Raw genomic sequence first — 19,238 nt, forward strand, 5'->3', positions numbered from 1 at the left:
GAGGATCAGGAGGCGGCGGCCATCGGCGTGTAGCTGAAGGACTTCAGCGTCAGTGTGCCGTCCTTGGTCAGCGCCTTCAGGCCCGTGGGCGCGCCGGACGGATAGACGAGGGACGTGAGGGTACGCTCCCCGCCGTTGACGAACACTTCCACGGTGCTGTGGTCCACATAGACCGTCAGCTCGACCTTGCCGTCACGGGGTGCGGAGGCCGCCCGGCGGACCACGCCGTAGTCGGGCGCGAGTCCGGCGGTTTCCTTGGCGGCGCCGTCCCGGGAGACGAAGGCCGCTTCCGAGGCGAAGTCATAGCCCACGGTGGCGAAGACGCCGTTTTCGGCCAGCAGCTCCACCTTGGCTTCGCTGCCGTCGTCCCCGGCAGCCTTCTCAAGGGTCAGATCGAGCCGGTAGCCCCCGCCGTCGGGGGTAGGCAGTCCGCCGGCGCCGCCGGGGGTGAGCTTGCGGTCCGTCACGGTGGCGGTGTCGCCTTGCAGGGATTTCAGGGCGTTGGTGGGGGTGGAGACGAGCGTGGGCTTTCCGGAGACGGTCTTGAGACGGATGTCCCGCACCACGGTATCGGCGCCGCCGTGCCAGTCTTCGGTGGGCAGTTTCCGCGCATAGGCCCAGTTGTTCAGCCAGGCGACGGTGTGGCGGGAAGCCATGCGCTGGGCTTCCGTGAGCCGGGGATCGTCCCAGGTCACGGCGGCGTAGAAGTCGGCGCCGTCATCCATCCACTGGTGCTTGTCGTCCGCAGGCTCGAACCGGGTCCCGTCCCAGTTCCCGGTCCAGTAGGCCACGCCGGTGGACCGTCCTTCCCCGGCGCCGTTGGCGCTGGCAGCGAGGACCCAGGTCCGTTTGGCGGGATCGCCGTCGACGTCGAGCTGGAAGAGTTCGGGGCACTCAAGGATCCCCAGGCCTTGGCGTTCAAAGCCTGACAGGTAGCGCCATTCCTTCAAGTTGGCCGAGGCGTACAGCCCGATCTTCTCGCCCTCGGCCAGCGCCATCACCCACTGGTTGTTCGCCTCATCGCGGATGATCTTCGGGTCGCGCCAGTGCTGTTCCCCCGGGTTGTCCATGACGGGGTTCCCGTCGAAGGCCTTGAACGAATAGCCCTTGTCGGTGGAATAGAAGAGCGACTGCCGCTGGATGCCCTCGTCCTGCTGCGTCATGACGGCGACGACGGCGCCCTTGCCGAACCCTGCAGAGTTCTCGTAGTCCACCACGGCGCTGCCCGTTTCAATGTCGCCCAGCCCGTTCTTGTATTTTTCAATGGCCACCCCCTCGTCCTTCCAATGCACCAGGTCGGTGCTGGTGAGGTGGTACCACTCGGTGCCGTTTTCCTCCGGGTAGCCGGCGTTGTAGAGGTAGTAGTAGTGCCAGAGACCGTCCAGCAGGAACGGCCGCTGGGGATCGTTCATCCAGTTTTCGCGGGGTGTGATGTGGTAGCCGGGCCGGTACGCGGAGGCACCGTCCGGACGCGCGAATGCGGACTCCGCCGGTGCCGGCAGCTCCGGACCGGCTCCCAGGTCGGCCAGCATCGCATCCACCGCTTCCGGAGTAACGCAGTCCGGCCGGGAAATGTCCGCGGAACCCGCGCGCACTGCCTTTGCCTGCACGGCGGAGTCCTGTTCGCTGGACCGCACCATCACGTCCTGCCCGTCGCGGGCGGCGGCCACCCAGCCGTCGGCGCATTCGATGGCGCGGAGGTCGGCGACGCCGTCGGTCTGCAGCGGGCGGGCGAGGTTCTCCAGGCTGCGGTCTCCCCCGGCCAGCCAGAATGAGCCGTAATGTCCCGAGTCCTTCCTGGCTTCCGCCTGGGCGTCAGCAACGTCGGCAAGGGCCTCCGCGGCGGGACCAGCAGGGTCCGGCTGCTGCCCGGAGCCCACCACAATGGCCACGGCCACCAGCACGAGAGCCAGGGCGGCGGCCGCTGCGGCCCACAAGGCACGTGGCGTGATTTTGCTGGGAAGGAACCTGAGCGACATGTCCACCGATCATCGGGATGCACAAACGCCGGCGCCGGTTTTTGGCCGGCGCCGGCGTTCATGTTGGTCTGATTCCGCTCAATTTTACAGGGTTTGCGCAGACGAGGTCCCGCCGGAGTCCCGGCAGGGCCCTGGCGTCGGCTTAAGGCGGCGGCTTTAGGCGTCGGCTTAAGGCGGCGGCTTTAGGCGTCGGCTTCTTCGAACTCCACCGCGGCCACGATCTCCTTGGTCGAGGGGCTGATCATGTAGGCCTCGTCGTCCTCCTCCACCATGATGAAATCGCCCTGGTCCGTGGTGAAGTGCCAGGCGAGGACGGTTTCGCCGTTGTGTTCGTAGTTGGGGTCGCCCATGGTGATTTTCCGGAGTTCCTGGCCCGCCACGTCACACAGTTCGCGGATGATCAGCTCGAACTCCGGCGCGTTCTCAAGGGCTTCCTCCGCCGCCTCGGCCTGGCGCTCCGCAAGGTTGGGGATCTGGGCCACACGCTCGGCGATGTGCAGTTCCAGCTGCTCGTCGTCCAGCAGCAGCAGGCCTTCCTGGCCGCGGAGCCAGGCGGCGTTGAGCTCGAGGATGTCCTCGGTCTCAAGCAGCGACTCGAAGGCTTCGTCGAGCTCTTCGAGCTCCCTGACGGCTTCCGGGGAGCTTGTCCCGCCGTCGGCCTCGCCGAAGCCTTCGGTATCCCCGTCCAGGTACGCGTCGGCGTCGTCCTCGCTGAGCGCGTCAAAGGCCGCGGCGGTGCGGTTGAACAGCGCCAGGTGGGCGGTGGCGCCCATGCCTTCCAGGCCTTCGCGGACGTAGGCGTCAATCTCGTCGCGCTCCGGCACCGTGAAGACGTACTGGGCGAAGCCGCCGGCCAGCGCCTGCGTGAGGTAGAAGTCGACGTAGTAGCTGCGGAGGGCGTTGGGCGCGATTTCCGGGGCGTCGAGGAGCTCCGCGTACATGGCGTTGACCACGGTCACGTTGGAGTCGACAACGTCTTCGTTGGCCGCTTCGGCGCTTTCGAGTGCCAGGACGACGGGGTGCTTGCTGGCGGGCTGACCGGTGCTCATGGGAAATCCTCACTGCTGAAAGCGGGTGGTGCTTGGGACCCTTTCACGCTACGCGGCGCACCGGTCCGCGGGTTGAGGCGGAGTTGAACGTTGGGCGAAGTTTCAGGGCCTCTTCCGGCTCGCTAAGATGGATCAGATAACCTGCAGATTTTTGACCTGCTGAAAGTAGCGCGCACCATGCCATCCCAACCGGACGAGAGTGCGGCACTGGCAATACAGACCCCCGCGATCAACGACCGCTCCCTCGCGGCCGGACTCGCCTACGCCATGGGCAGCCGGGTTTCGGGGATCTCCTTTGATGCCGCCACCGGCCTGATGCTCGGCAAGGTCCGCGGCGGGCAGGACGTGCCGTATTCCACCACCGCGAAGCTGGTCCGTAAGGCCGGCGGCTGGAGCTGCACCGTCGGGGTCTGCAGCTGCCCCGTGCGCAAGGACTGCAAGCACGTGGCCGCGCTGCTCTTCGCGGCGGAGGACAATCCGGCCACCCGCGTCCAGCTCCTGGCCCCGGCTGAAAGCACCCGCCTGTCGCGTGAGCCCCTGGTGCAGGAGATGCCGGACTGGGAACAGGCCCTGGGGCCGCTCATTGCCCTGCCGGGAATCACCCCGTCCACCAACGGCATCCCGCTGGCCCTGCAGTTCGATATTGAGGAACCGGCCCCGCACTTCTCCTACACCGGCCGGCGCGATCCGCTCCGCAGTGTCCGGCAGCTCAAGGCCCGCCCGGTGATCATGGGCGCCAAGGGCAAGTGGATCCGCGGCGACGTCTCCTGGAACACGCTCAGTTACCTGAACTACCGGCGCGAATGCAACGAAGCGCATGTGGAGTGGATGCAGGAATTCCTCGCGTCCCACACCGCCCTCGCTAACCGCCAGCACAATTCCACCGCGCCCTGGCTGGGGCTGAACACCTATGCCGGCAAGAACCTCTGGAGCCTGCTCGCCCAGGCCCGGAAGATCGGCGTCGCGCTGGTCCACACCGGCAGCCAGGAGCCCGTCCGGTTCGTGGAGGAGCCGGCCGCCGTCGGCCTTAACCTGACCCGCTTTGGTACTTCCGGCGGGGGAGGCGCCGCCGCCGTCGAACCTGCCGTCGTCGAATCTGCCGCCGTCGACAGCGGAAAAACGTCCGACGACGGCGGGCTGACGCTGGCCCCCACCATCACCGTTGAGGGGGAGGTGGTTGATCCGGCCTCCGTGGGGACGATCGGCCGGCCCGCCCACGGGATCTTCCTGACGTCCGGTGCGGACGCCCTTCCGGGCGTGGGCAGCGGGTCGATCATCACCCTGGCTCCCCTGGAAACCGGCCTCAGCGAAGAACTCCTGACGTTCGTCACGGCCGGCAGCACCCTGCATATTCCGGCCCGGGACGAGACCCGCTTCCTCACCGGCTTCTACCCCAAGCTCAAGCAGGCTGCCCGGGTCACGGCGTCGGATGAATCCGTCGAGCTGCCCTCTCTGGCCGTTCCCACGTTGTCCCTCCTGGCCAATTACGGCAGCGACCACAAAGTGCGGCTGCACTGGGAATGGCACTACACGTCCGGGAACCTGGTCACGGCACAGCCGCTGTGGCGGCACCCGGGCGACCACGGCTACCGGGACGATCCCGCGGAGGCCCGCATCCTCGAGGCTCTGGGCCAGCCCTGGGAAGTGGTCCCCAAACTGGGCGAATCCGCTACCGGCGGCTGGGGCACCCCGCGGCTGGCGGCCTCGGCCGAACTGAGCGGGCTGGACACCCTGGCCTTCACGGAGGAAGTCCTTCCCCGGCTCCGCAACACCCCGGACGTTGTGGTGGACACCGCGGGGGACATCGCCGACTACCGTGAGGCCGAAGAAGCGCCCGTGGTGGCCATCTCCACCAAGGCCACCGACCAGCGCGACTGGTTCGACCTCGGCATTGTGATCACGCTCGAAGGCCAGCCGGTTTCCTTCGCTGCCCTGTTCTCCGCGCTGGCGGCCGGCGAAACCCGGATGCTCCTGCCCAGCGGCGCGTACTTCTCCCTGGACCTGCCCGAGCTGCATCAGCTGCGCGCACTCATTGACGAAGCACGCTCCCTGCAGGACAACAAGGACGCGCCGCTGCAGATCAGCCGGTTCCAGGCCGGGCTCTGGGACGAGCTCGCGCACCTCGGCATCGTGGACCAGCAGGCCTCCGCCTGGCGCGAAGCCGTGGGCGGGCTGCTGGAAGGCGGCATCAAGGGACTGCCCCTTCCGGACACCCTCAACGCCGAGCTGCGCCCGTACCAGCTGGAAGGCTTCAACTGGCTCAGCTTCCTCTACAAGCACGGGCTGGGCGGGGTGCTGGCGGACGACATGGGCCTGGGCAAGACCGTTCAGGCGCTGGCCCTGGTCTGCGCAGCCAAGGAGGCCGCCGGGGCACCGGCCCCCGCAGCGGGCTCCGCACCGTTCTTGGTGGTGGCCCCCACCAGTGTGGTGGGGAACTGGGAAGCCGAAACCGCGCGCTTTGCCCCCGGGCTTACGGTCCGGGCAATCGGCGAAACGTTCGCAAAAAACGGAGCGGACCCGGCCGAGGCGATGGCCGGAGCGGACATCGTGATTACGTCCTACGCCCTCTTCCGGATCGACTACGAGGCGTACGCGTCCCGCGAGTGGGCCGCCCTGGTGCTGGACGAGGCCCAGTTCGTCAAGAACCACCAGTCCAAGGCCTACCAGTGCGCGCGCAAGCTGCCGGCCGCCTTCAAGCTGGCCATCACCGGAACGCCGCTGGAAAACAACCTGATGGAGTTCTGGGCGCTGACCTCGATTGTGGCCCCGGGCCTCTTCGCGAGCCCCAGCAGGTTTGCCGAGTACTACCAGAAGCCGGTGGAAAAGAACGGTGACAAGGGGCAGCTGGACAAGCTCCGCCGTCGGGTCCGTCCGCTCATGATGCGCCGCACCAAGGAGCAGGTCATCCACGACCTCCCCCCCAAGCAGGAGCAGATCCTGGAGGTGGTGCTGAATCCGCGGCACCAGAAGGTGTACCAGACCCACCTGCAGCGCGAGCGCCAGAAGATCCTGGGCCTCATCGAAGACGTCAACAAGAACCGCTTCACCATCTTCCAGTCGCTCACCCTGCTGCGCCAGCTCAGCCTGGACGCTTCCCTGGTGGACCCGTCCCTGTCCGGTGTCCGCTCAAGCAAGCTGGACGTGCTGTTCGAGCAGTTGGAGGACCTGGTTGCCGAGGGGCACCGGGCGTTGATCTTCAGCCAGTTCACCGGCTTCCTGGGCAAGGTCCGGGAACGGCTCGTCGAGGAGAAAATCGAATTCTGCTACCTCGACGGCGGCACCCGCAACCGTTCGGATGTGGTGAACGAGTTCAAGAACGGCTCCGCCCCCGTGTTCCTGATCAGCTTGAAGGCGGGCGGTTTCGGCCTGAACCTGACCGAGGCGGATTACGTGTTCCTGCTGGATCCGTGGTGGAACCCGGCTTCCGAGGCGCAGGCCGTGGACCGCACCCACCGGATCGGCCAGGCGCGCAACGTGATGGTCTACCGGCTGGTTGCCAAGGACACCATCGAGGAAAAGGTCATGGCCTTGAAGGCGAAGAAGTCGCAGCTGTTCGCTGACGTGATGGAAGGCGATGCGCTCTCCGGCGGTTCCCTGACGGCGGAAGACCTGGCCGGCCTGTTCAACGACTGACGGCCGGGCCGGCTGTTCACGGACCGCGGCGAACGTTCAGCTGGCGAACCGTCAGCCCATGGCCGGGGCCAGGGACCTTCCCGTGGACAGCTGTTTCCGGGCCCAGCGGGCGAGCTTCTTGCCCTTGCCCTTCCACCAGTTGTCCTCGTCCTTGTCGTGATGCAGCCGGAAGATGATCATCACCATCACGAAGACACCCATGGCCACATCCAGCCAGGACCAGAAGACGGCATCAACCAGGACGCTGATGCCCATCACGAGGACCGACGGCAGCGCCAGCGTCCGGAAGACGGTGCTGGCCACGTAGCGTCGGTGGGACCTGGGCACGGACAGGGCACGGACCATGTCGAAGCAGAGGCACGCCACCACCATCGCCTGGCCCAGGGATAAGATCACCAGCCCTGCCAGCGAGCCGGCGAACATGGCGACGGATTCCATTCCCGCGCTCATCGGACGCCGCCCGGCGTGGCAGGGCGGGGCAGGGACACTTGGGCATTGCAGAACAGACACATAGGAAACCCCCAGAGAACAGAGACCACAGCTGTGAGACCCAGCTGGGCTCCATTCAAGCCGCTGCCGCTCCGGTACGTCACGAGTAGTGAGTACTCTATTCTGCTCGCCGGTCCCGGGGCCCGCGCCTAGGTACCCGGTCCGTCAGAGGGTGATCCTGCGGCCGATGACTTTTGCGGCGGTTTCGTAAATGGTCTGGTTGTGGGCACGGGCATAGTCGCGAAGCATCGAGAAGGCCCGGTTCATGTCCACGTTTGCCGTGTGCGAGATGACACCTTTCGCCTGTTCAATCTGGATGCGGCTGTTCAACGCGTGCTGTAGCTGTTCGTTGATGAGGGCGTTTTCCCTGGCCGCGCGCTCCTGCAGCAGGGTGATGGTGGCGACGTCGGCAAATGCCTGTGCAATCGCAGCATCATCCGCGCTGAGCGGACCCGGCTCCCGGCCGAAGAGGTTCATGGCACCGATGGTCCGGCTGCGCAGGCGCATCGGAACAGCGTGCAGGGACTTGAAGCCCTGGGCAAGGGCGGAAGCCTGGAACAGCGGCCACCGGGACCCGTCCGTGGCAATGTCGTCAATGGCCACAACAGCGCCGGTGCGGTAGCAGTCAACGCACGGACCCTCGCCGGCCTCCAGCTGGAGAACCTCCACCAACTGGCTTTCCTCGCTCGTGGAAGCCATTACCTGGAGGTCACCGCCCGGGTCAACGAGCACCAGCCCGGCCGCGGCGGCGTCGAGTATTCCCACAGATTCGTCCACCAGGGTGTGCAGGAGGTCGAAAACGTCGTAATCCCCCACCAGGGTGTCCGCTATCCTGACGAAAGCGGCACTTACGCGTCCGGCGCGGCTCATCATCGCCATATTGGGATTCTACTGCACGTCATGGGCGGCGGGTCACCCCGTCGGGAGGCGTGAAATCCAGGGTCCTGGCGACGACGTCACGGGCCACTTCGCGGACCGTGCGGCCCTGGGAGAACGCGTGCGCACGCAGTAACAGCAGCGCATCGGTGGCGGAAGCCCCTGTCTGGGCAAGGACCATTCCCGTGGCCTGATGCACCTCGCGCCGGGAAATCGGCGAGCCGTCCTGCGGTGCATCCGTGCCGTCCGCCGGGGCCAGGGTGAGGAGCTCCCGGAGCAGCTGCCAGGTCGCGGCATCGGCGAGCTGCAGCGCCGTCGAATGGTCGGCCGCACTGAGCGGGCCGGGGTCTGAACAGTAGAGTTCCGCAACCCCGATGTCCATGGCGCCGAGCACCAGGGGAAAGACGAATAGGGCGGACACGTCAAGGTCCCGGATGGCCTTCGCAAAGACGGGCCAGGCGGCATGCGAACCCGCGCGCACGTCGGGCAGGAGCACCGGCCTCCGTCGCTCCAGGGCTGTCCAGCGGGGCCCCTCACCCAGGTCGAACTGGAGTTCGTCAATCCGCGCCGAAACCCGGTTGCTGGCGCACACCGTGGTCTCCGGAGCCAGGCCCGAGAATACGGAGATCGAAGCGCCGGTAATGGGCAGCGACTCCAGGAACACCGTACAAAGGCCGGTGTCCAGCCCCTCAGCCATCGAACAGGAACCGTCAACCATGACGGCCCCGCGCGGCGACAGCCGGATCCGGGAAACGGAAGGACGTCGCTTGAACCATCGGAAAGGCACCTTCCATGCATCAACTGCTGTTTGTACAGTTTATGCCCGCTCCCGGATCAACCGGTTGGCAGCGCCCCGTGAGAGTTTGATCCCGGTCGGTCGGGGCCCGGACCAGCCGGTTCAGCGGGTCCCTGTTCACGTCCCGAGGCGCCGGATACACTTAATTTAGTTGCCCCAGACCCTGGTAGCGCCATTTTGTCGGCGAAAAATCCAGGAGGAGTCCACCCGATGCGCGGCAACCCATCCCTCGAAGTCTCGCTCACGCATGTGGCATCCCAGGACCATAGCGAGCTGCTCAGGGCCGCCATGGCAACGAGCCAGTGGAGGCAGCCCGATTTGCGCCTGAACCGAACCCCGTCCGACGCAGGGGACCCCGGTGTGGCGCAGGAGTTTGACTCGCAGGATTCCGACCGGTGGAACGACCCGCTGTTGGCGGAGATCGAGGACCTCGTCGCCGCGCTGAAGGCGAAAGTGGCACGCTACTCGCTCCTCCGGTCCGACCCGTCCCTCACGGGTCCGTCCCTCACGGGTCCGGCCCTCACGGGTGCCTCCCATCCGGGCGCGTCCCATCCGGACAACAAGACCGCCACAGACTGGATGTACGAAGCCCTCGAAGACATCGCCGCGACCGCCCTGGGCATCGAGCTGGCATCGCAGGAGCGCATTTTCCGGGCGATCTCAGACGCCGGACGGAGTCCCAGGGTCGAAACCAACCCGATCAAAACCACCAAGGAACCAAAGTCAGGAAACGCAGCATGATCAGCACCATCGAGGCCGGACGTACCTTTTTCGTCGAAGCCACGGATCCACGCCTTATCGACGCGGAGCTAAGCACCGCAGTTGAACAAGCACGGCAGCACGCCATGCAAGAGGGCCGCTGCGGCATCCTGGTGACGCGGCTGGGGAACACCACCTTCACCGTTGCCGTCAGCGAAGACGTCCCGTTCGGGGAGACGCTCGAACGGCAGGCACCGCCCACTGCGGGCAACCCCCAGGGCGAAGCCGCTCGTTCACACTAACGGTCCGCCTCCCCTGCGCCGGCCCGGTCAGACGCCGGGCCGGGTTTCCCCTGCGCCAGCCCGGTCAGATCAGCATTGCTTCGCGCACCTTGCCCGCGGATTCGGCCCCGCCCGTGCCGCGGGAACTGACCCGTCCGGCGGCCAGCACGTAGTAGCTGTCGGCCGCGTTCAACGCAAAGCCGATGTGCTGTTCCACCAAAAGGACGCGCATGCCGCTGCGCCGGGACAGCTTGATGATGGTCTCCTGGATTTCGGCAACCACATTGGGCTGGATCCCTTCCGTGGGCTCGTCCAGGATGAGCAGCGTCGGTTCGGTGATGAGTGCCCGGGCGATGGCCAGCTGTTGCCGCTGCCCGCCGGACAGGAGGCCGGCCCGGCGGCCCAGCAGCGGGTTGAGCGCCGGAAACATGTCCAGCGCTTCCGCCACGCGTTCCTTCGCGTTCCGGCGGCCGTCTGCCACCAGCTGCAGATTCTCCAGGGCGGTCAGCTGCCCGAACGACTGCTGCCCCTGCGGAACATAGGCCATGCCACGCGCCACCCGCTGGTGCGGCCGGAGGGCGGAGATGTCCTCCCCGTCCAGCGTGATGGTGCCGCGGGTGGGCCTGAGAAGCCCGACGACGGCGCGCAGCAGTGTGGTCTTTCCCGCACCGTTGTGGCCCAGGAGGGAAACCAGCGACCCGTCGGGGACGGTGATATCCACTCCGGAAATAACCTGGGTGCGCCCGTAGCCGGTCTGCAGGTCCGTGATTTCCAGCATCAGTGCCCTTCCATTCCGGCCGTGCCGAGGTAGACTTCCTGCACTTTTTTGTCGGCCTGGACCTGCGCCACGCTGCCCTCGCTCAGGACCTTCCCGGCCGCGAGGACTGTCACCGAAGTGGCGAACTCCCGGACGAAGTCCATGTCATGTTCAATCACCAGGGTGATGCGGCTGGCCGCGATCCGGCGGAGCAGCTGCCCGGTTTCGTCGCGCTCGTCCTGGCTCATTCCGGCGATGGGTTCGTCCAGGAGCAGCACGTCCGAGTTCTGGACCAGCAGCATGCCGATTTCCAGCCATTGCTTCTGACCGTGCGCCAGGGTGCCGGCCTGCTTGTCCGCGGCCCGGGTCAGCCCGATGATTTCCAGGGCTTCCTGGACGGCGGGGTCCACGCCCTTCCGTCTCCTCAGCAGCTCCCGTGCCTTCCTGCCCGGCCCGGCGGCGATATCCAGGTTCTGCAGCACCGTGAGGTTCTCGAAAACGCTCGCCGTCTGGAACGTCCGGCCCACGCCCAGCCGGGCGATCTTGTGCACTTTCCGGCCCAGGATCTCAGTGCCGGTGTGGTTCACGGATCCGGTGGCGGGAACCAGCCCGGTGATCGCATCGATGATGGTGGTCTTGCCGGCACCGTTGGGGCCGATGAGGAACCGCAGGTCGCCCTGGATGACGTCGAGGTTGACGCTGTCCACGGCGACGAAGCCGTCGAAGGCCACCGTGAGGCCGCGGACCTCGAGGTACTTCGGCCGGCCGTGGCGGAGCCCGCCGGCCCGTGGCTCGCCGTCGGGAAGCAGCGTGGGGGTGGTCATCGGCTTGCCTCTTCCGGGACGGTGGTTGGGGTGGTTGCTGCAGTTGCCGGGGCCGGCACGGCGGAGCCGGGAACCTGCGGCGCGGACGCCGGTGCAGCGCCGCCGGGCTGCTCTGTACGGCGCTGCTTCAGCCGGGAGACGAGCCGCGGCAGCGACGCGAGGCCGCCGGGCATGAACCCGATGACCAGGACGAAGAGCAGGCCTTGGAAGTAGACCCAGAACGACGGGAAGGTGGAGGCCAGGCTGGTCTGGGCGATGGCCACGCTGAGTGCTCCTAGGACGGGGCCCAGCAGCGTTGCCCTGCCCCCGATTGCCACTCCGATCAGGAAGGCGATGGACGGAATGACGCCCACGTCGGCCGGCGAGATGATCCCCACGATGGGCACGAACAAGGCGCCGGCGATCCCTGCCATGACGGCCGCGATCACATAGGTCACTGTCTTGATGGTGGCCGGGTCGTAGCCCAGGAACCGGACCCGCTCCTCCTGGTCCCGGACGGCGACGAGGAGTTCGCCGAACCGGCTGCGCATGAGCTGCCGGGCCGCCGCCAGGGCCAGGAGCAGCACCACGGCGGCGATCGAATAGAGCATCATTTTGTTGGACGGGTCCTTCAAATCGAACCCGAAGAAGGACCGGAAACCGCTGAGGCCGTTGGAGCCTCCGGTGGTGGCCTGCTGGCCGATCAGGAACACGGCGAAGGCGGCCGCCAGCGCCTGGCTGAGGATGGCAAAATACGCCCCCTTGACGCGCCGTTTGAACACGGCCAGCCCCAGGACGAGGGCCACCAGCCCCGGAACGAGGACGACGGCGAGGAGGGTCACCACCGGGCTCCGGAACGGCTCCCACCAGCCGGGGACCTCGCCGCTGCCGTACAGCGACATAAAGTCCGGCACGCCGGACCCGCCGAAGAGGGAGGCGTCCGCCAGCTTGAGGTGCATGGCCATGATGTACGCGCCGAGCCCGAAGAACACCCCCTGCCCCAGGGTGAGCATCCCGCCGCGGCCCCAGGCCAGTCCGATCCCCACCGCAACGATCGCGAAGCAAATGAACTTTCCCAGCAGGGCAAGGTTGAACGCCGAGAGTGCCGCGGGAGCCGCCACGAGCAGAAGCACCGCTCCCGCGGCGAAACCGGCCAGCACCCCCCACCGGGACCGCAGGAAAGTGCTCATGCCAGGCTCCTTGTCTTGAGGCTGAAGATGCCCTGCGGCCGCAGCTGCAGGAAGACCACGATCAGCACCAGGATCAGCACCTTGCCGATGCTCGCCGTCGTCGAAAATTCAAATACGGACTGCAGCACGCCCAGTGCGAACGCCGCGATGACGGCCCCCTTGATCTGGCCGACTCCCCCGGCCACCACCACCAGGAACGCGTCCACGATGTAGTTCGTCCCCAGGTACGGGCCGGTGGACCCGATCAGCGTGACGGCGACGCCCGCCACCCCGGCCAGGCCCGATCCGATGAAGAACGTCAGCTGGTCCGTGCGCCGGGTGGAGATGCCGCTGGTTTCGGCCAGGTCCCGGTTCAGCACCACCGCCCTGATGCGGCGGCCCAGCGGCGTCCCCTTGAGGACCACTACGAGTCCTGCCAGGCAGACCAGGGACAGCAGCAGGATGAACAGCCGGGTGAGCGGGATGGGCGCTCCCAGCAGCTCGACGTTGCCTTGCAGCCAGGCCGGGGCCCGGACGTCCACGCTGGGGGCGCCGAAAATGTCCCGGGCGGCCTGCTGCAGGATCAGCGCCACCCCGAACGTGACCAGCAGGGTGTCCAGCGGACGGTGGTACATCCGCCGGAGCAGCACCGCCTCGAGCACCAGCCCCAGCAGGCCGCCCACCAGGAAGCCCACCGGAATGGAAACCAGCAGCGAGATGCCGGCGTCGGAAATGCTCCGCTGCACCACGAAGGCCGTATACGCACCGGCCATCATGAACTCGCCGTGGGCCATGTTGATGACCCCCATCTGGCCGAAGGTCAGCGACAACCCCAGCGCGGCCAGCAGCAGCACCGAGCCGAGACTGAGTCCGGCAAACATCTGTCCAATCAACAGTTCCATTCCAGCGGGCCTTTCCTCCGGGTTTCTGCAGGGCGGTGGCAGCGGCTACTTGGCCAGGTCCTTGGCCCAGTCGTAGCTGGCCAGGAACGGATCGGGCTCCACGGCCTTCGGCGAGGACCAGACAGTCTCGATCAGGCCCTCGGAGTTGATCTTTCCGATCCGGGGCGTCTTGGTGATGTGGTTGTTCTCGCCGTCCACCGTGACAGTGCCCTCGGGCGCCTCGAACGTCACCCCGCCCGCGGCTGCCTGGACTTTGTCCACTTCGAAGGAACCGGCCTTCTCCACCATGGCCTTCCACAGGTACAGCGAGGTGTACGCCGCTTCCATGGGGTCGCTGGTGACGCGGTCGGCGCCGAACTTCGCCTTGAACGCCGCGACGAACTTCTTGTTCGCCGGCGTGTCAAGGGTCTGGTAGTAGTCCCAGGCCGTGAGCTGGCCCTCCACGTTTTCGAGCCCGACGCCGGGCACTTCCTCCTCGGCGATGGACACCGAGACCACCGGCATGGATGCGGCGGTCAGGCCAACGCTCTTGTACTGCCGGAAGAAGGCCACGTTGCTGTCGCCGTTGAGGGTGTTGAAGACGGCGTCGGCCTTCGAGTCCCGCACCTTGTTCACGATGGTGGAGAACTCCGTGGACCCCAGCGGGGCATATTCCTCGCCAAGGACCTCCATGCCGTGGGCTTTGGCGTAGGCCTGGATGATCTTGTTGGCCGTTCGCGGGAAGACGTAGTCGCTGCCCACCAGGAAGATGGATTTGGTGCCCTGCTCAGCCAGGTAGTCCAGGGCCGGGATGATCTGCTGGTTGGTGGTGGCTCCTGTGTAGAAGATGTTCTTGGACGCTTCGAGGCCTTCGTACTGCACCGGGTAGAACAGCAGGGCGTCGTTGGCTTCGAAGACCGGGAGCATGGCCTTGCGGCTGGAGGAGGTCCAGCCGCCGAACACCGCGGCCGTGCAGTCCTGCTGGATCAGCTTCCCGGCGCGTTCGGCGAACTTGGTGGGTTCACTGGCGCCGTCCTCGCTGATCACTTCCAGCTGTTTGCCCATGACTCCGCCGGCGGCGTTGATTTCCTCGGCTGCCAGGCTCAGGGAATCAAAGACGGTGTTCTCGCTGATGGCCATGGTGCCGGAGAGTGAGTTGATGAATCCGACCTTCACGCTGCTGCCAGACGTGTCCACGCAGGAACTGCCGCTGCTGGCGGTGGAATTGGCGGAGGCCGGATCCGAAATCTGGCTTCCGCAGCCGGCCAGGGCCGTTGCCATTGCCGCCGCGGCCAGGGGGATCAAAGCGCGCCTCGTTACTGAAACCCTCATGTTTACCTGCTTCTCGCTCCGCGCTGCCTCGCGGCAGCTGCTGGTCTCCAGGGTCCTGTCGGGTCCCCCTGGGGCTCAATCTAGGAGCGAATTGTTTCAATACGCATGATGGTTCGTTTCCGCACGATTTCGGACCGGGCGTCCGCAGTGGATCAGAAGCCCGGAAACGGTAAGTTGGCTGACAAAATGGCGGAAAGTGCGGATGGCAAAGTTAACCTGAAGGAAACTTTCCCGCCGTCATTTTGGGTTTGGCGGCGACACAAATCCCGAGGAGCAGCATGAGCGGCCAGCAGAACGCACAAAGAATCCTGGTTGTCGGAGCGGGGGCCACCGGCGGCTACTTCGGCGGCCGCCTGGCGCAGGGCGGCCGCGACGTGACGTTCCTGGTGCGGGAAGGACGGGCAGCCACCCTACGCCGGCGCGGCCTTCGCATCACGGGCCTGGGCCGCGACGACGTCATTGAACCGGCGCTGGTCACGGCGCCTGGCCTGCACGGACCGTACGACCTGGTGCTGGTGACGGTCAAGGCCGCCGCCCTGCCGCAGGCACTGGCAGACCTCGCACCGGCGGTGGGGCCGGAAACGGTGGTCATTCCGTTCCTCAACGGCATGGCCCACATGGACGCGCTCGAGGCGGCCTTCGGCGCGGACCGCGTGCTGGGCGGGATCGTCAAGGTGGTCACCACCCTCACCGACGACGGCGACATCCTGCAGATGAATCCGCTGGCCACACTCACGGTGGGGGAACAGTCAGGCCCGCCGGGCGACCGCGTCGTGCGGGCGGTTGAAACCCTGACCGTGCCCGGTTTCAAGGTTTCGGCCACGGCGGACGCCCTGGCATCCATGTGGCACAAGTGGGCATTCATCGTGTCCGCGGGGACCGTGACCTGCCTGATGCGCGGACCGGTGGGCGCCATCGTCGCGGTACCCGGCGGCACGGACTTCGTGCATTCGGTGCTGGCCGAAGCCGGCGCCGTCGCGGCCGCGGCCGGCTATCCGGTGCCGGATCACGAACATCAGCTGTCCGTGGACATGCTGACGCAGCCCGGGTCAACCTTCACGTCGTCCCTCTACCGCGATGTTGTTGCCGGCCGCCCCGGCGAGACCGAACACCTGCTGGGCGACTTCACCCGGCGGGCACGGCTCCTCGGGGCGGCCACGCCGCTGATCGACCTGGCCCTGATGCAGCTGAGGGTCAGCGCCGCATCCGGCTAGCCTGCGTGCAGCTCCCTGCTTACTTCTTCAGGAAGGCAAGGAGGGCCTGGTTGATTTCCTTCGCGTGGGTCCACAGCATGCCGTGCGGCGCGCCCTCGATCTCCACGTAGTCCGCGGCGGGCAGCGCGTCCTTGAAGCGCCGGCCGGTCACGTCGATGGGCAGGATGTTGTCCGCCGTTCCGTGCACGATGAGGGCAGGAACGTCGATCTTGGGGATGTCCGCGCGGAAGTCCGTCAGCCAGGTGGGCTGCGCCGCCACTGAGGCGTGGGCGGAGGACTTGCTGGCGGTGGCCCAGTTGGCGCGCAGGGCTTCTTCGCTGAGGCGGCTGCCCAGGGTGTCGTCGGTGTTGAAGAAGTTCTTGAAGAACTCCGTGAAAAACGCGTAACGGTCTTCCTTCACTGCGCTGAGCAGGCCGTCGAACACGTCCTGCGGGACGCCGTCGGGGTTGTCGTCCGTCTTCAGCAGGAACGGCTCGAGGGAACCGAGGAACACTGCCTTGGAGACCCGGTCCGAGCCGTAGGTGCCGAGGTAGCGGGCCACCTCGCCGGTGCCCATCGAGAAGCCCACCAGCACGGCGTCGGTGAGATCGAGCTCGGTGAGCAGGGTGTTGAGGTCGGCAGCAAAGGTGTCGTAGTCGTAGCCCTCCGTGGGCTGGCTGGACTTGCCGAAGCCGCGGCGGTCGTAGGTGATGACCCGGTAGCCTGCCGCCAGCAGCGCGCTGGTCTGCCGTTCCCACGATGCGCCGTCCAGCGGGTAACCGTGGATGAGGACCACCGGCTGTCCCTGTCCGTGGTCCTCGTAGTAAAGCTCAACGGTGGTGCTGTTTTCTTTTCCGACAGACACAAAGGCCATGAGGGCGTTCCTTCCGGGGCAGTGAAGACTGGCAACTGGCTTGACCATTCACTCTGTTCCGGCAGGCTTGGCCTGTCAAGGAACGGCGTGTCAGGTCAGTCCGGAAGGCTCAGCCTGCAGCGCTCACTCCGTGGAACGGGGGCGCCACACCACCACGGCCTGGGAGCGGGCGCGGGGCCGCTGGCCGCGGGCCAGGCTCACCACGTCGCCGGCTGCTCCGGCCGCGAAAATGCGTGAATCCAGCGGGCTGCGGCGGCTGCTGAGCTGCTCGGTCAGTTCGGACACCCGGCGCTGCAGCGCGGCCACCTGGTTCTCCAGCTGGAGGATGCGTTTGATGCCCTCCAGCGAGACCCCCTCATGCGAGAGCCGCTGCACTTCCCGGAGCACGTTGACGTCCCGCTGGGAGTACCGCCGGGATTTTCCGGGCGCGCGGCTGGGCGAGACGATGCCCAGCCGGTCGTACTGCCGCAACGTCTGCGGGTGCATGTCCGCCAGCTCAGCCGCCACCGAGATCACGAAGATCGGCTGATCGAAATCAATGTCCAAGGCCGGCTCCTCCCGCTAGTCCCAGTCCCAGTCCGCGCGTTTCCTAGAGACGTGCCTTGGCAGCCAGTCCGGCCCGCACATCGTGTCCGTCCGTGGCTGCAGCGAACGCCTTCACGGCTTCCTCCGCTTCCTTGGTCAGCTTCTGCGGAACCACGACGTCGATGGTCACCAGCAGGTCGCCGGTGGCCTTCGCATGCTTGACCCCGCGGCCCTTGACCCGCAGTGTCCGCCCGGAGGGCGTCCCCGCGGGAACACGGACCTTGACCTTTTCGCCGTCGATCGTCGGCACTTCGATGTCAGCACCCAGGGCAGCCTCCGGGAAGGTGACCGGAACATGGATGCGGAGGTTGTCGCCGTCGCGCGTGTAGAAGTCGTGGCCCTTGACGTTGACGGTGACCATCAGGTCGCCGTTGCCGGCCGGTCCGTACTGGCCCTTGCCGCGGACACGGACCTTCTGGCCGTCCTTGATCCCGGCGGGAACACGGACGTCGATGACGTCCCCGTCCGGTTCGCGCAGGCCGATGGTGGTGCCGCGGATGGACCCGGCGAAGGAAATGGTGGTGGTGGCCGTTCGGTCGGCGCCCTTTTGCGGGGCACGCTGGAATCCCGCTCCGGAGCCGGGGCCGCCGAACTGTCCGCCGAAGAGATCGGCGAATTCCGGCGGAATGCCGCCCGAGGTGCTGTAGCCGCCGGAGTGGCGCCCGCCGCCACCGGTGAAGAGGCCGCCGAAGAGGTCTTCGAAGCCGGCGCCGCCGCCTGCCCCGGCACCGCCGGGAGCGAACCGCGCGCCGCCGCCCATGGCACGGATGGCGTCATACTGCTGGCGTTCGTCCGGATCCGAGAGCACGGAGTATGCCTCGGAGATGTCCTTGAACTTCTTCTCCGACGCGACGTTCCCCGCGTTGGTGTCCGGGTGGTGCTGCCGCGCAAGCTTCCGGTAAGCCTTCTTGATATCGGCGTCGGAAGCGTCCTTGGCGACTCCAAGGATCTTGTAGAAGTCCTTGTCGACCCAGTCCTGGCTAGCCAATGGCGTTTCCTTTCAAGTTCTTTCAAAATGCGCTGCGCAGGTGATGGGCCCCCGCCCCTTCGCGTGGTGGCCTGGTCCTTGCGGACCAGGCCACCACGCTCCGGCAGGCCCGATGCCACTCCCGGGGCCCACCAACTGCTACGCGCTTGTTTGGGCTACTTATGCAGGGACTGCAACAATAACCTGTGCTGCCCGGAGGACCCGTTCGCCTGACCTGTAGCCGGAGCGCAGGACCTGGCTGACGGTGTCGATTTCGACGTCCGGGCCGGGCTGCTGGATGAGGGCTTCGTGGATCGTGGGATCGAACTCCACGCCGGTCTCATCGATGCGCACCAGGCCGTAGGTCTTCAGCGCGTTCTCCAGCTTGGCGGCGATCGCGGCGAACGGGCCGTCGGCCAGGTCGCCGTGCTGCCGGGCGGCGTCGACGTCGTCCAGGACCGGAAGCAGGGAGTTCAGGACGCCGATGACGGCCATCTCCCCTGCCACGGCGCGGTCGCGTTCCACGCGCTTGCGGTAGTTGACGTACTCGGCCTGCAGGCGGCGGAGGTCGTTGCGGAGTTCTTCCGCTTCCTCCGCGCCCACGCCCTGGGCCACTGACTCCTCGGCCGGAACCTCAACGCTGTTGAGGATGTCCTCGGCCTGGGACAGTGCGTCCCCGGAACCGTGGCCCCTTGCGGCGGCGTGCTCCTGGTCAGGGTGGCGGGCCTGGCCGGTCTTCGGATCAACCTTGCGGTTGTCGTGGATCACCGGTTTCTGCGGCTCGTTCTCCTGGTTGTCGTTGTCGCCGCTGGCGTGCGCGTGTTGCTGGCCTGCGGAAGAGTGGTGCTCTTCTTCATTACCGTGGTGCGGCATGA

18 protein-coding genes are annotated in these 19,238 nt (G+C 66.7%); 4 read left to right on the forward strand and 14 right to left on the reverse strand.

Features of this window, described 5'->3' with window-relative positions; all coding sequences use genetic code 11:
* Positions 1-5: 5 nt before the first annotated feature.
* On the reverse strand, positions 6-1,979 hold the full coding sequence (locus BS38_RS0111185) for a glycoside hydrolase family 32 protein (RefSeq protein ID WP_028270880.1): 1,974 nt from the start codon (positions 1,977-1,979) through the stop codon (positions 6-8).
* Positions 1,980-2,161: 182 nt separating this feature from the next.
* Entirely contained in the window at positions 2,162-3,028 is an 867-nt protein-coding gene (locus tag BS38_RS0111190; RefSeq protein ID WP_028270881.1) for a DMP19 family protein, read from the reverse strand.
* A gap of 177 nt (positions 3,029-3,205) precedes the next feature.
* Between BS38_RS0111190 and BS38_RS0111195 the strand changes: the two genes are divergently transcribed.
* Positions 3,206-6,661: a DEAD/DEAH box helicase gene (locus BS38_RS0111195; RefSeq protein ID WP_028270882.1), complete on the forward strand. Its 3,456-nt coding sequence runs from the start codon at positions 3,206-3,208 to the stop codon at positions 6,659-6,661.
* 51 nt (positions 6,662-6,712) lie between these two features.
* Here BS38_RS0111195 and BS38_RS0111200 read toward each other — a convergent pair whose 3' ends face one another.
* The 3 genes from BS38_RS0111200 to BS38_RS0111210 form a co-directional block, all read right to left on the reverse strand.
* Positions 6,713-7,099, reverse strand: coding sequence for a hypothetical protein (locus BS38_RS0111200; protein ID WP_028270883.1), 387 nt, complete (start codon positions 7,097-7,099; stop codon positions 6,713-6,715).
* Positions 7,100-7,315: 216 nt separating this feature from the next.
* Positions 7,316-8,029: a GAF and ANTAR domain-containing protein gene (locus tag BS38_RS0111205; protein ID WP_028270884.1), complete on the reverse strand. Its 714-nt coding sequence runs from the start codon at positions 8,027-8,029 to the stop codon at positions 7,316-7,318.
* 19 nt (positions 8,030-8,048) lie between these two features.
* Positions 8,049-8,744: a GAF and ANTAR domain-containing protein gene (locus tag BS38_RS0111210; protein ID WP_028270885.1), complete on the reverse strand. Its 696-nt coding sequence runs from the start codon at positions 8,742-8,744 to the stop codon at positions 8,049-8,051.
* A 288-nt stretch (positions 8,745-9,032) separates the two neighbouring features.
* Here BS38_RS0111210 and BS38_RS0111215 point away from each other — a divergent pair, with 288 nt between their 5' ends.
* Together BS38_RS0111215 and BS38_RS24965 are read left to right on the forward strand one after the other, a co-directional pair.
* On the forward strand, positions 9,033-9,563 hold the full coding sequence (locus BS38_RS0111215) for a hypothetical protein (protein WP_028270886.1): 531 nt from the start codon (positions 9,033-9,035) through the stop codon (positions 9,561-9,563).
* The gene (locus tag BS38_RS24965; protein ID WP_051628857.1) at positions 9,560-9,823 is read left to right on the forward strand and encodes a hypothetical protein; all 264 of its coding nucleotides are present in this window, start codon (positions 9,560-9,562) and stop codon (positions 9,821-9,823) included. The genes BS38_RS0111215 and BS38_RS24965 overlap by 4 nt, the downstream gene beginning before the upstream one ends.
* A gap of 64 nt (positions 9,824-9,887) precedes the next feature.
* On the opposite strand, the gene urtE is transcribed toward BS38_RS24965, so the two are convergent.
* Genes urtE through urtA form a run of 5 tightly spaced genes read right to left on the reverse strand, consistent with a single transcriptional unit; the run spans position 9,888 to position 14,744 of the window.
* Positions 9,888-10,580 carry an urea ABC transporter ATP-binding subunit UrtE gene (gene urtE, locus BS38_RS0111225; RefSeq protein ID WP_028270887.1) on the reverse strand — a complete coding sequence of 231 codons (693 nt, stop codon included), beginning with the start codon at positions 10,578-10,580 and terminating at the stop codon, positions 9,888-9,890.
* Entirely contained in the window at positions 10,580-11,383 is an 804-nt protein-coding gene (urtD, locus tag BS38_RS0111230; RefSeq protein WP_028270888.1) for an urea ABC transporter ATP-binding protein UrtD, read from the reverse strand. Before urtD ends, urtE begins: the two co-directional genes overlap by 1 nt.
* Positions 11,380-12,552 (reverse strand): urea ABC transporter permease subunit UrtC, encoded by a 1,173-nt coding sequence (gene urtC / locus BS38_RS24970; RefSeq protein ID WP_081818877.1) that lies wholly within the window; start codon positions 12,550-12,552, stop codon positions 11,380-11,382. The genes urtD and urtC overlap by 4 nt, the downstream gene beginning before the upstream one ends.
* Positions 12,549-13,433: an urea ABC transporter permease subunit UrtB gene (urtB, locus tag BS38_RS0111240; RefSeq protein WP_028270889.1), complete on the reverse strand. Its 885-nt coding sequence runs from the start codon at positions 13,431-13,433 to the stop codon at positions 12,549-12,551. The genes urtC and urtB overlap by 4 nt, the downstream gene beginning before the upstream one ends.
* A gap of 45 nt (positions 13,434-13,478) precedes the next feature.
* Positions 13,479-14,744: an urea ABC transporter substrate-binding protein gene (gene urtA, locus BS38_RS0111245; RefSeq protein ID WP_028270890.1), complete on the reverse strand. Its 1,266-nt coding sequence runs from the start codon at positions 14,742-14,744 to the stop codon at positions 13,479-13,481.
* Between the two features lie 278 nt (positions 14,745-15,022).
* On the opposite strand from urtA, the gene BS38_RS0111250 reads away from it, so the two are divergent.
* Positions 15,023-15,958 (forward strand): ketopantoate reductase family protein, encoded by a 936-nt coding sequence (locus BS38_RS0111250; RefSeq protein WP_043438415.1) that lies wholly within the window; start codon positions 15,023-15,025, stop codon positions 15,956-15,958.
* A 19-nt stretch (positions 15,959-15,977) separates the two neighbouring features.
* On the opposite strand, the gene BS38_RS0111255 is transcribed toward BS38_RS0111250, so the two are convergent.
* The 4 genes from BS38_RS0111255 to BS38_RS0111270 all read right to left on the reverse strand — a co-directional run bounded on the left by BS38_RS0111255 (position 15,978) and on the right by BS38_RS0111270 (position 19,236).
* Positions 15,978-16,811, reverse strand: coding sequence for an alpha/beta fold hydrolase (locus BS38_RS0111255; protein ID WP_028270892.1), 834 nt, complete (start codon positions 16,809-16,811; stop codon positions 15,978-15,980).
* 123 nt (positions 16,812-16,934) lie between these two features.
* Complete coding sequence (locus BS38_RS0111260) at positions 16,935-17,357, reverse strand: heat shock protein transcriptional repressor HspR (RefSeq protein ID WP_028270893.1); 423 nt, start codon at positions 17,355-17,357, stop codon at positions 16,935-16,937.
* A gap of 43 nt (positions 17,358-17,400) precedes the next feature.
* Entirely contained in the window at positions 17,401-18,384 is a 984-nt protein-coding gene (locus tag BS38_RS0111265; protein ID WP_028270894.1) for a DnaJ C-terminal domain-containing protein, read from the reverse strand.
* A gap of 159 nt (positions 18,385-18,543) precedes the next feature.
* The gene (locus BS38_RS0111270; protein WP_028270895.1) at positions 18,544-19,236 is read right to left on the reverse strand and encodes a nucleotide exchange factor GrpE; all 693 of its coding nucleotides are present in this window, start codon (positions 19,234-19,236) and stop codon (positions 18,544-18,546) included.
* Between the last annotated feature and the right edge of the window lie 2 nt (positions 19,237-19,238).

Origin of the sequence: Arthrobacter sp. UNC362MFTsu5.1 (genome assembly GCF_000685965.1) — a bacterium.
Classification (GTDB): Bacteria; Actinomycetota; Actinomycetes; order Actinomycetales; family Micrococcaceae; genus Arthrobacter.

Coding starts and splice junctions, on each gene's coding strand:
- BS38_RS0111215 (WP_028270886.1), top strand. CDS start 9,033: ATGCGCGGCAACCCATCCCTCGAAGTCTCGCTCACGCATGTGGCATCC.
- BS38_RS0111190 (WP_028270881.1), bottom strand. CDS start 3,028: ATGAGCACCGGTCAGCCCGCCAGCAAGCACCCCGTCGTCCTGGCACTC.
- BS38_RS0111255 (WP_028270892.1), bottom strand. CDS start 16,811: ATGGCCTTTGTGTCTGTCGGAAAAGAAAACAGCACCACCGTTGAGCTT.
- BS38_RS0111185 (WP_028270880.1), bottom strand. CDS start 1,979: ATGTCGCTCAGGTTCCTTCCCAGCAAAATCACGCCACGTGCCTTGTGG.
- BS38_RS24965 (WP_051628857.1), top strand. CDS start 9,560: ATGATCAGCACCATCGAGGCCGGACGTACCTTTTTCGTCGAAGCCACG.
- urtD (WP_028270888.1), bottom strand. CDS start 11,383: ATGACCACCCCCACGCTGCTTCCCGACGGCGAGCCACGGGCCGGCGGG.
- urtA (WP_028270890.1), bottom strand. CDS start 14,744: ATGAGGGTTTCAGTAACGAGGCGCGCTTTGATCCCCCTGGCCGCGGCG.
- BS38_RS0111250 (WP_043438415.1), top strand. CDS start 15,023: ATGAGCGGCCAGCAGAACGCACAAAGAATCCTGGTTGTCGGAGCGGGG.
- BS38_RS0111205 (WP_028270884.1), bottom strand. CDS start 8,029: ATGGCGATGATGAGCCGCGCCGGACGCGTAAGTGCCGCTTTCGTCAGG.
- BS38_RS0111270 (WP_028270895.1), bottom strand. CDS start 19,236: ATGCCGCACCACGGTAATGAAGAAGAGCACCACTCTTCCGCAGGCCAG.
- urtB (WP_028270889.1), bottom strand. CDS start 13,433: ATGGAACTGTTGATTGGACAGATGTTTGCCGGACTCAGTCTCGGCTCG.
- urtE (WP_028270887.1), bottom strand. CDS start 10,580: ATGCTGGAAATCACGGACCTGCAGACCGGCTACGGGCGCACCCAGGTT.
- BS38_RS0111200 (WP_028270883.1), bottom strand. CDS start 7,099: ATGGAATCCGTCGCCATGTTCGCCGGCTCGCTGGCAGGGCTGGTGATC.
- BS38_RS0111195 (WP_028270882.1), top strand. CDS start 3,206: ATGCCATCCCAACCGGACGAGAGTGCGGCACTGGCAATACAGACCCCC.
- BS38_RS0111210 (WP_028270885.1), bottom strand. CDS start 8,744: ATGGTTGACGGTTCCTGTTCGATGGCTGAGGGGCTGGACACCGGCCTT.
- urtC (WP_081818877.1), bottom strand. CDS start 12,552: ATGAGCACTTTCCTGCGGTCCCGGTGGGGGGTGCTGGCCGGTTTCGCC.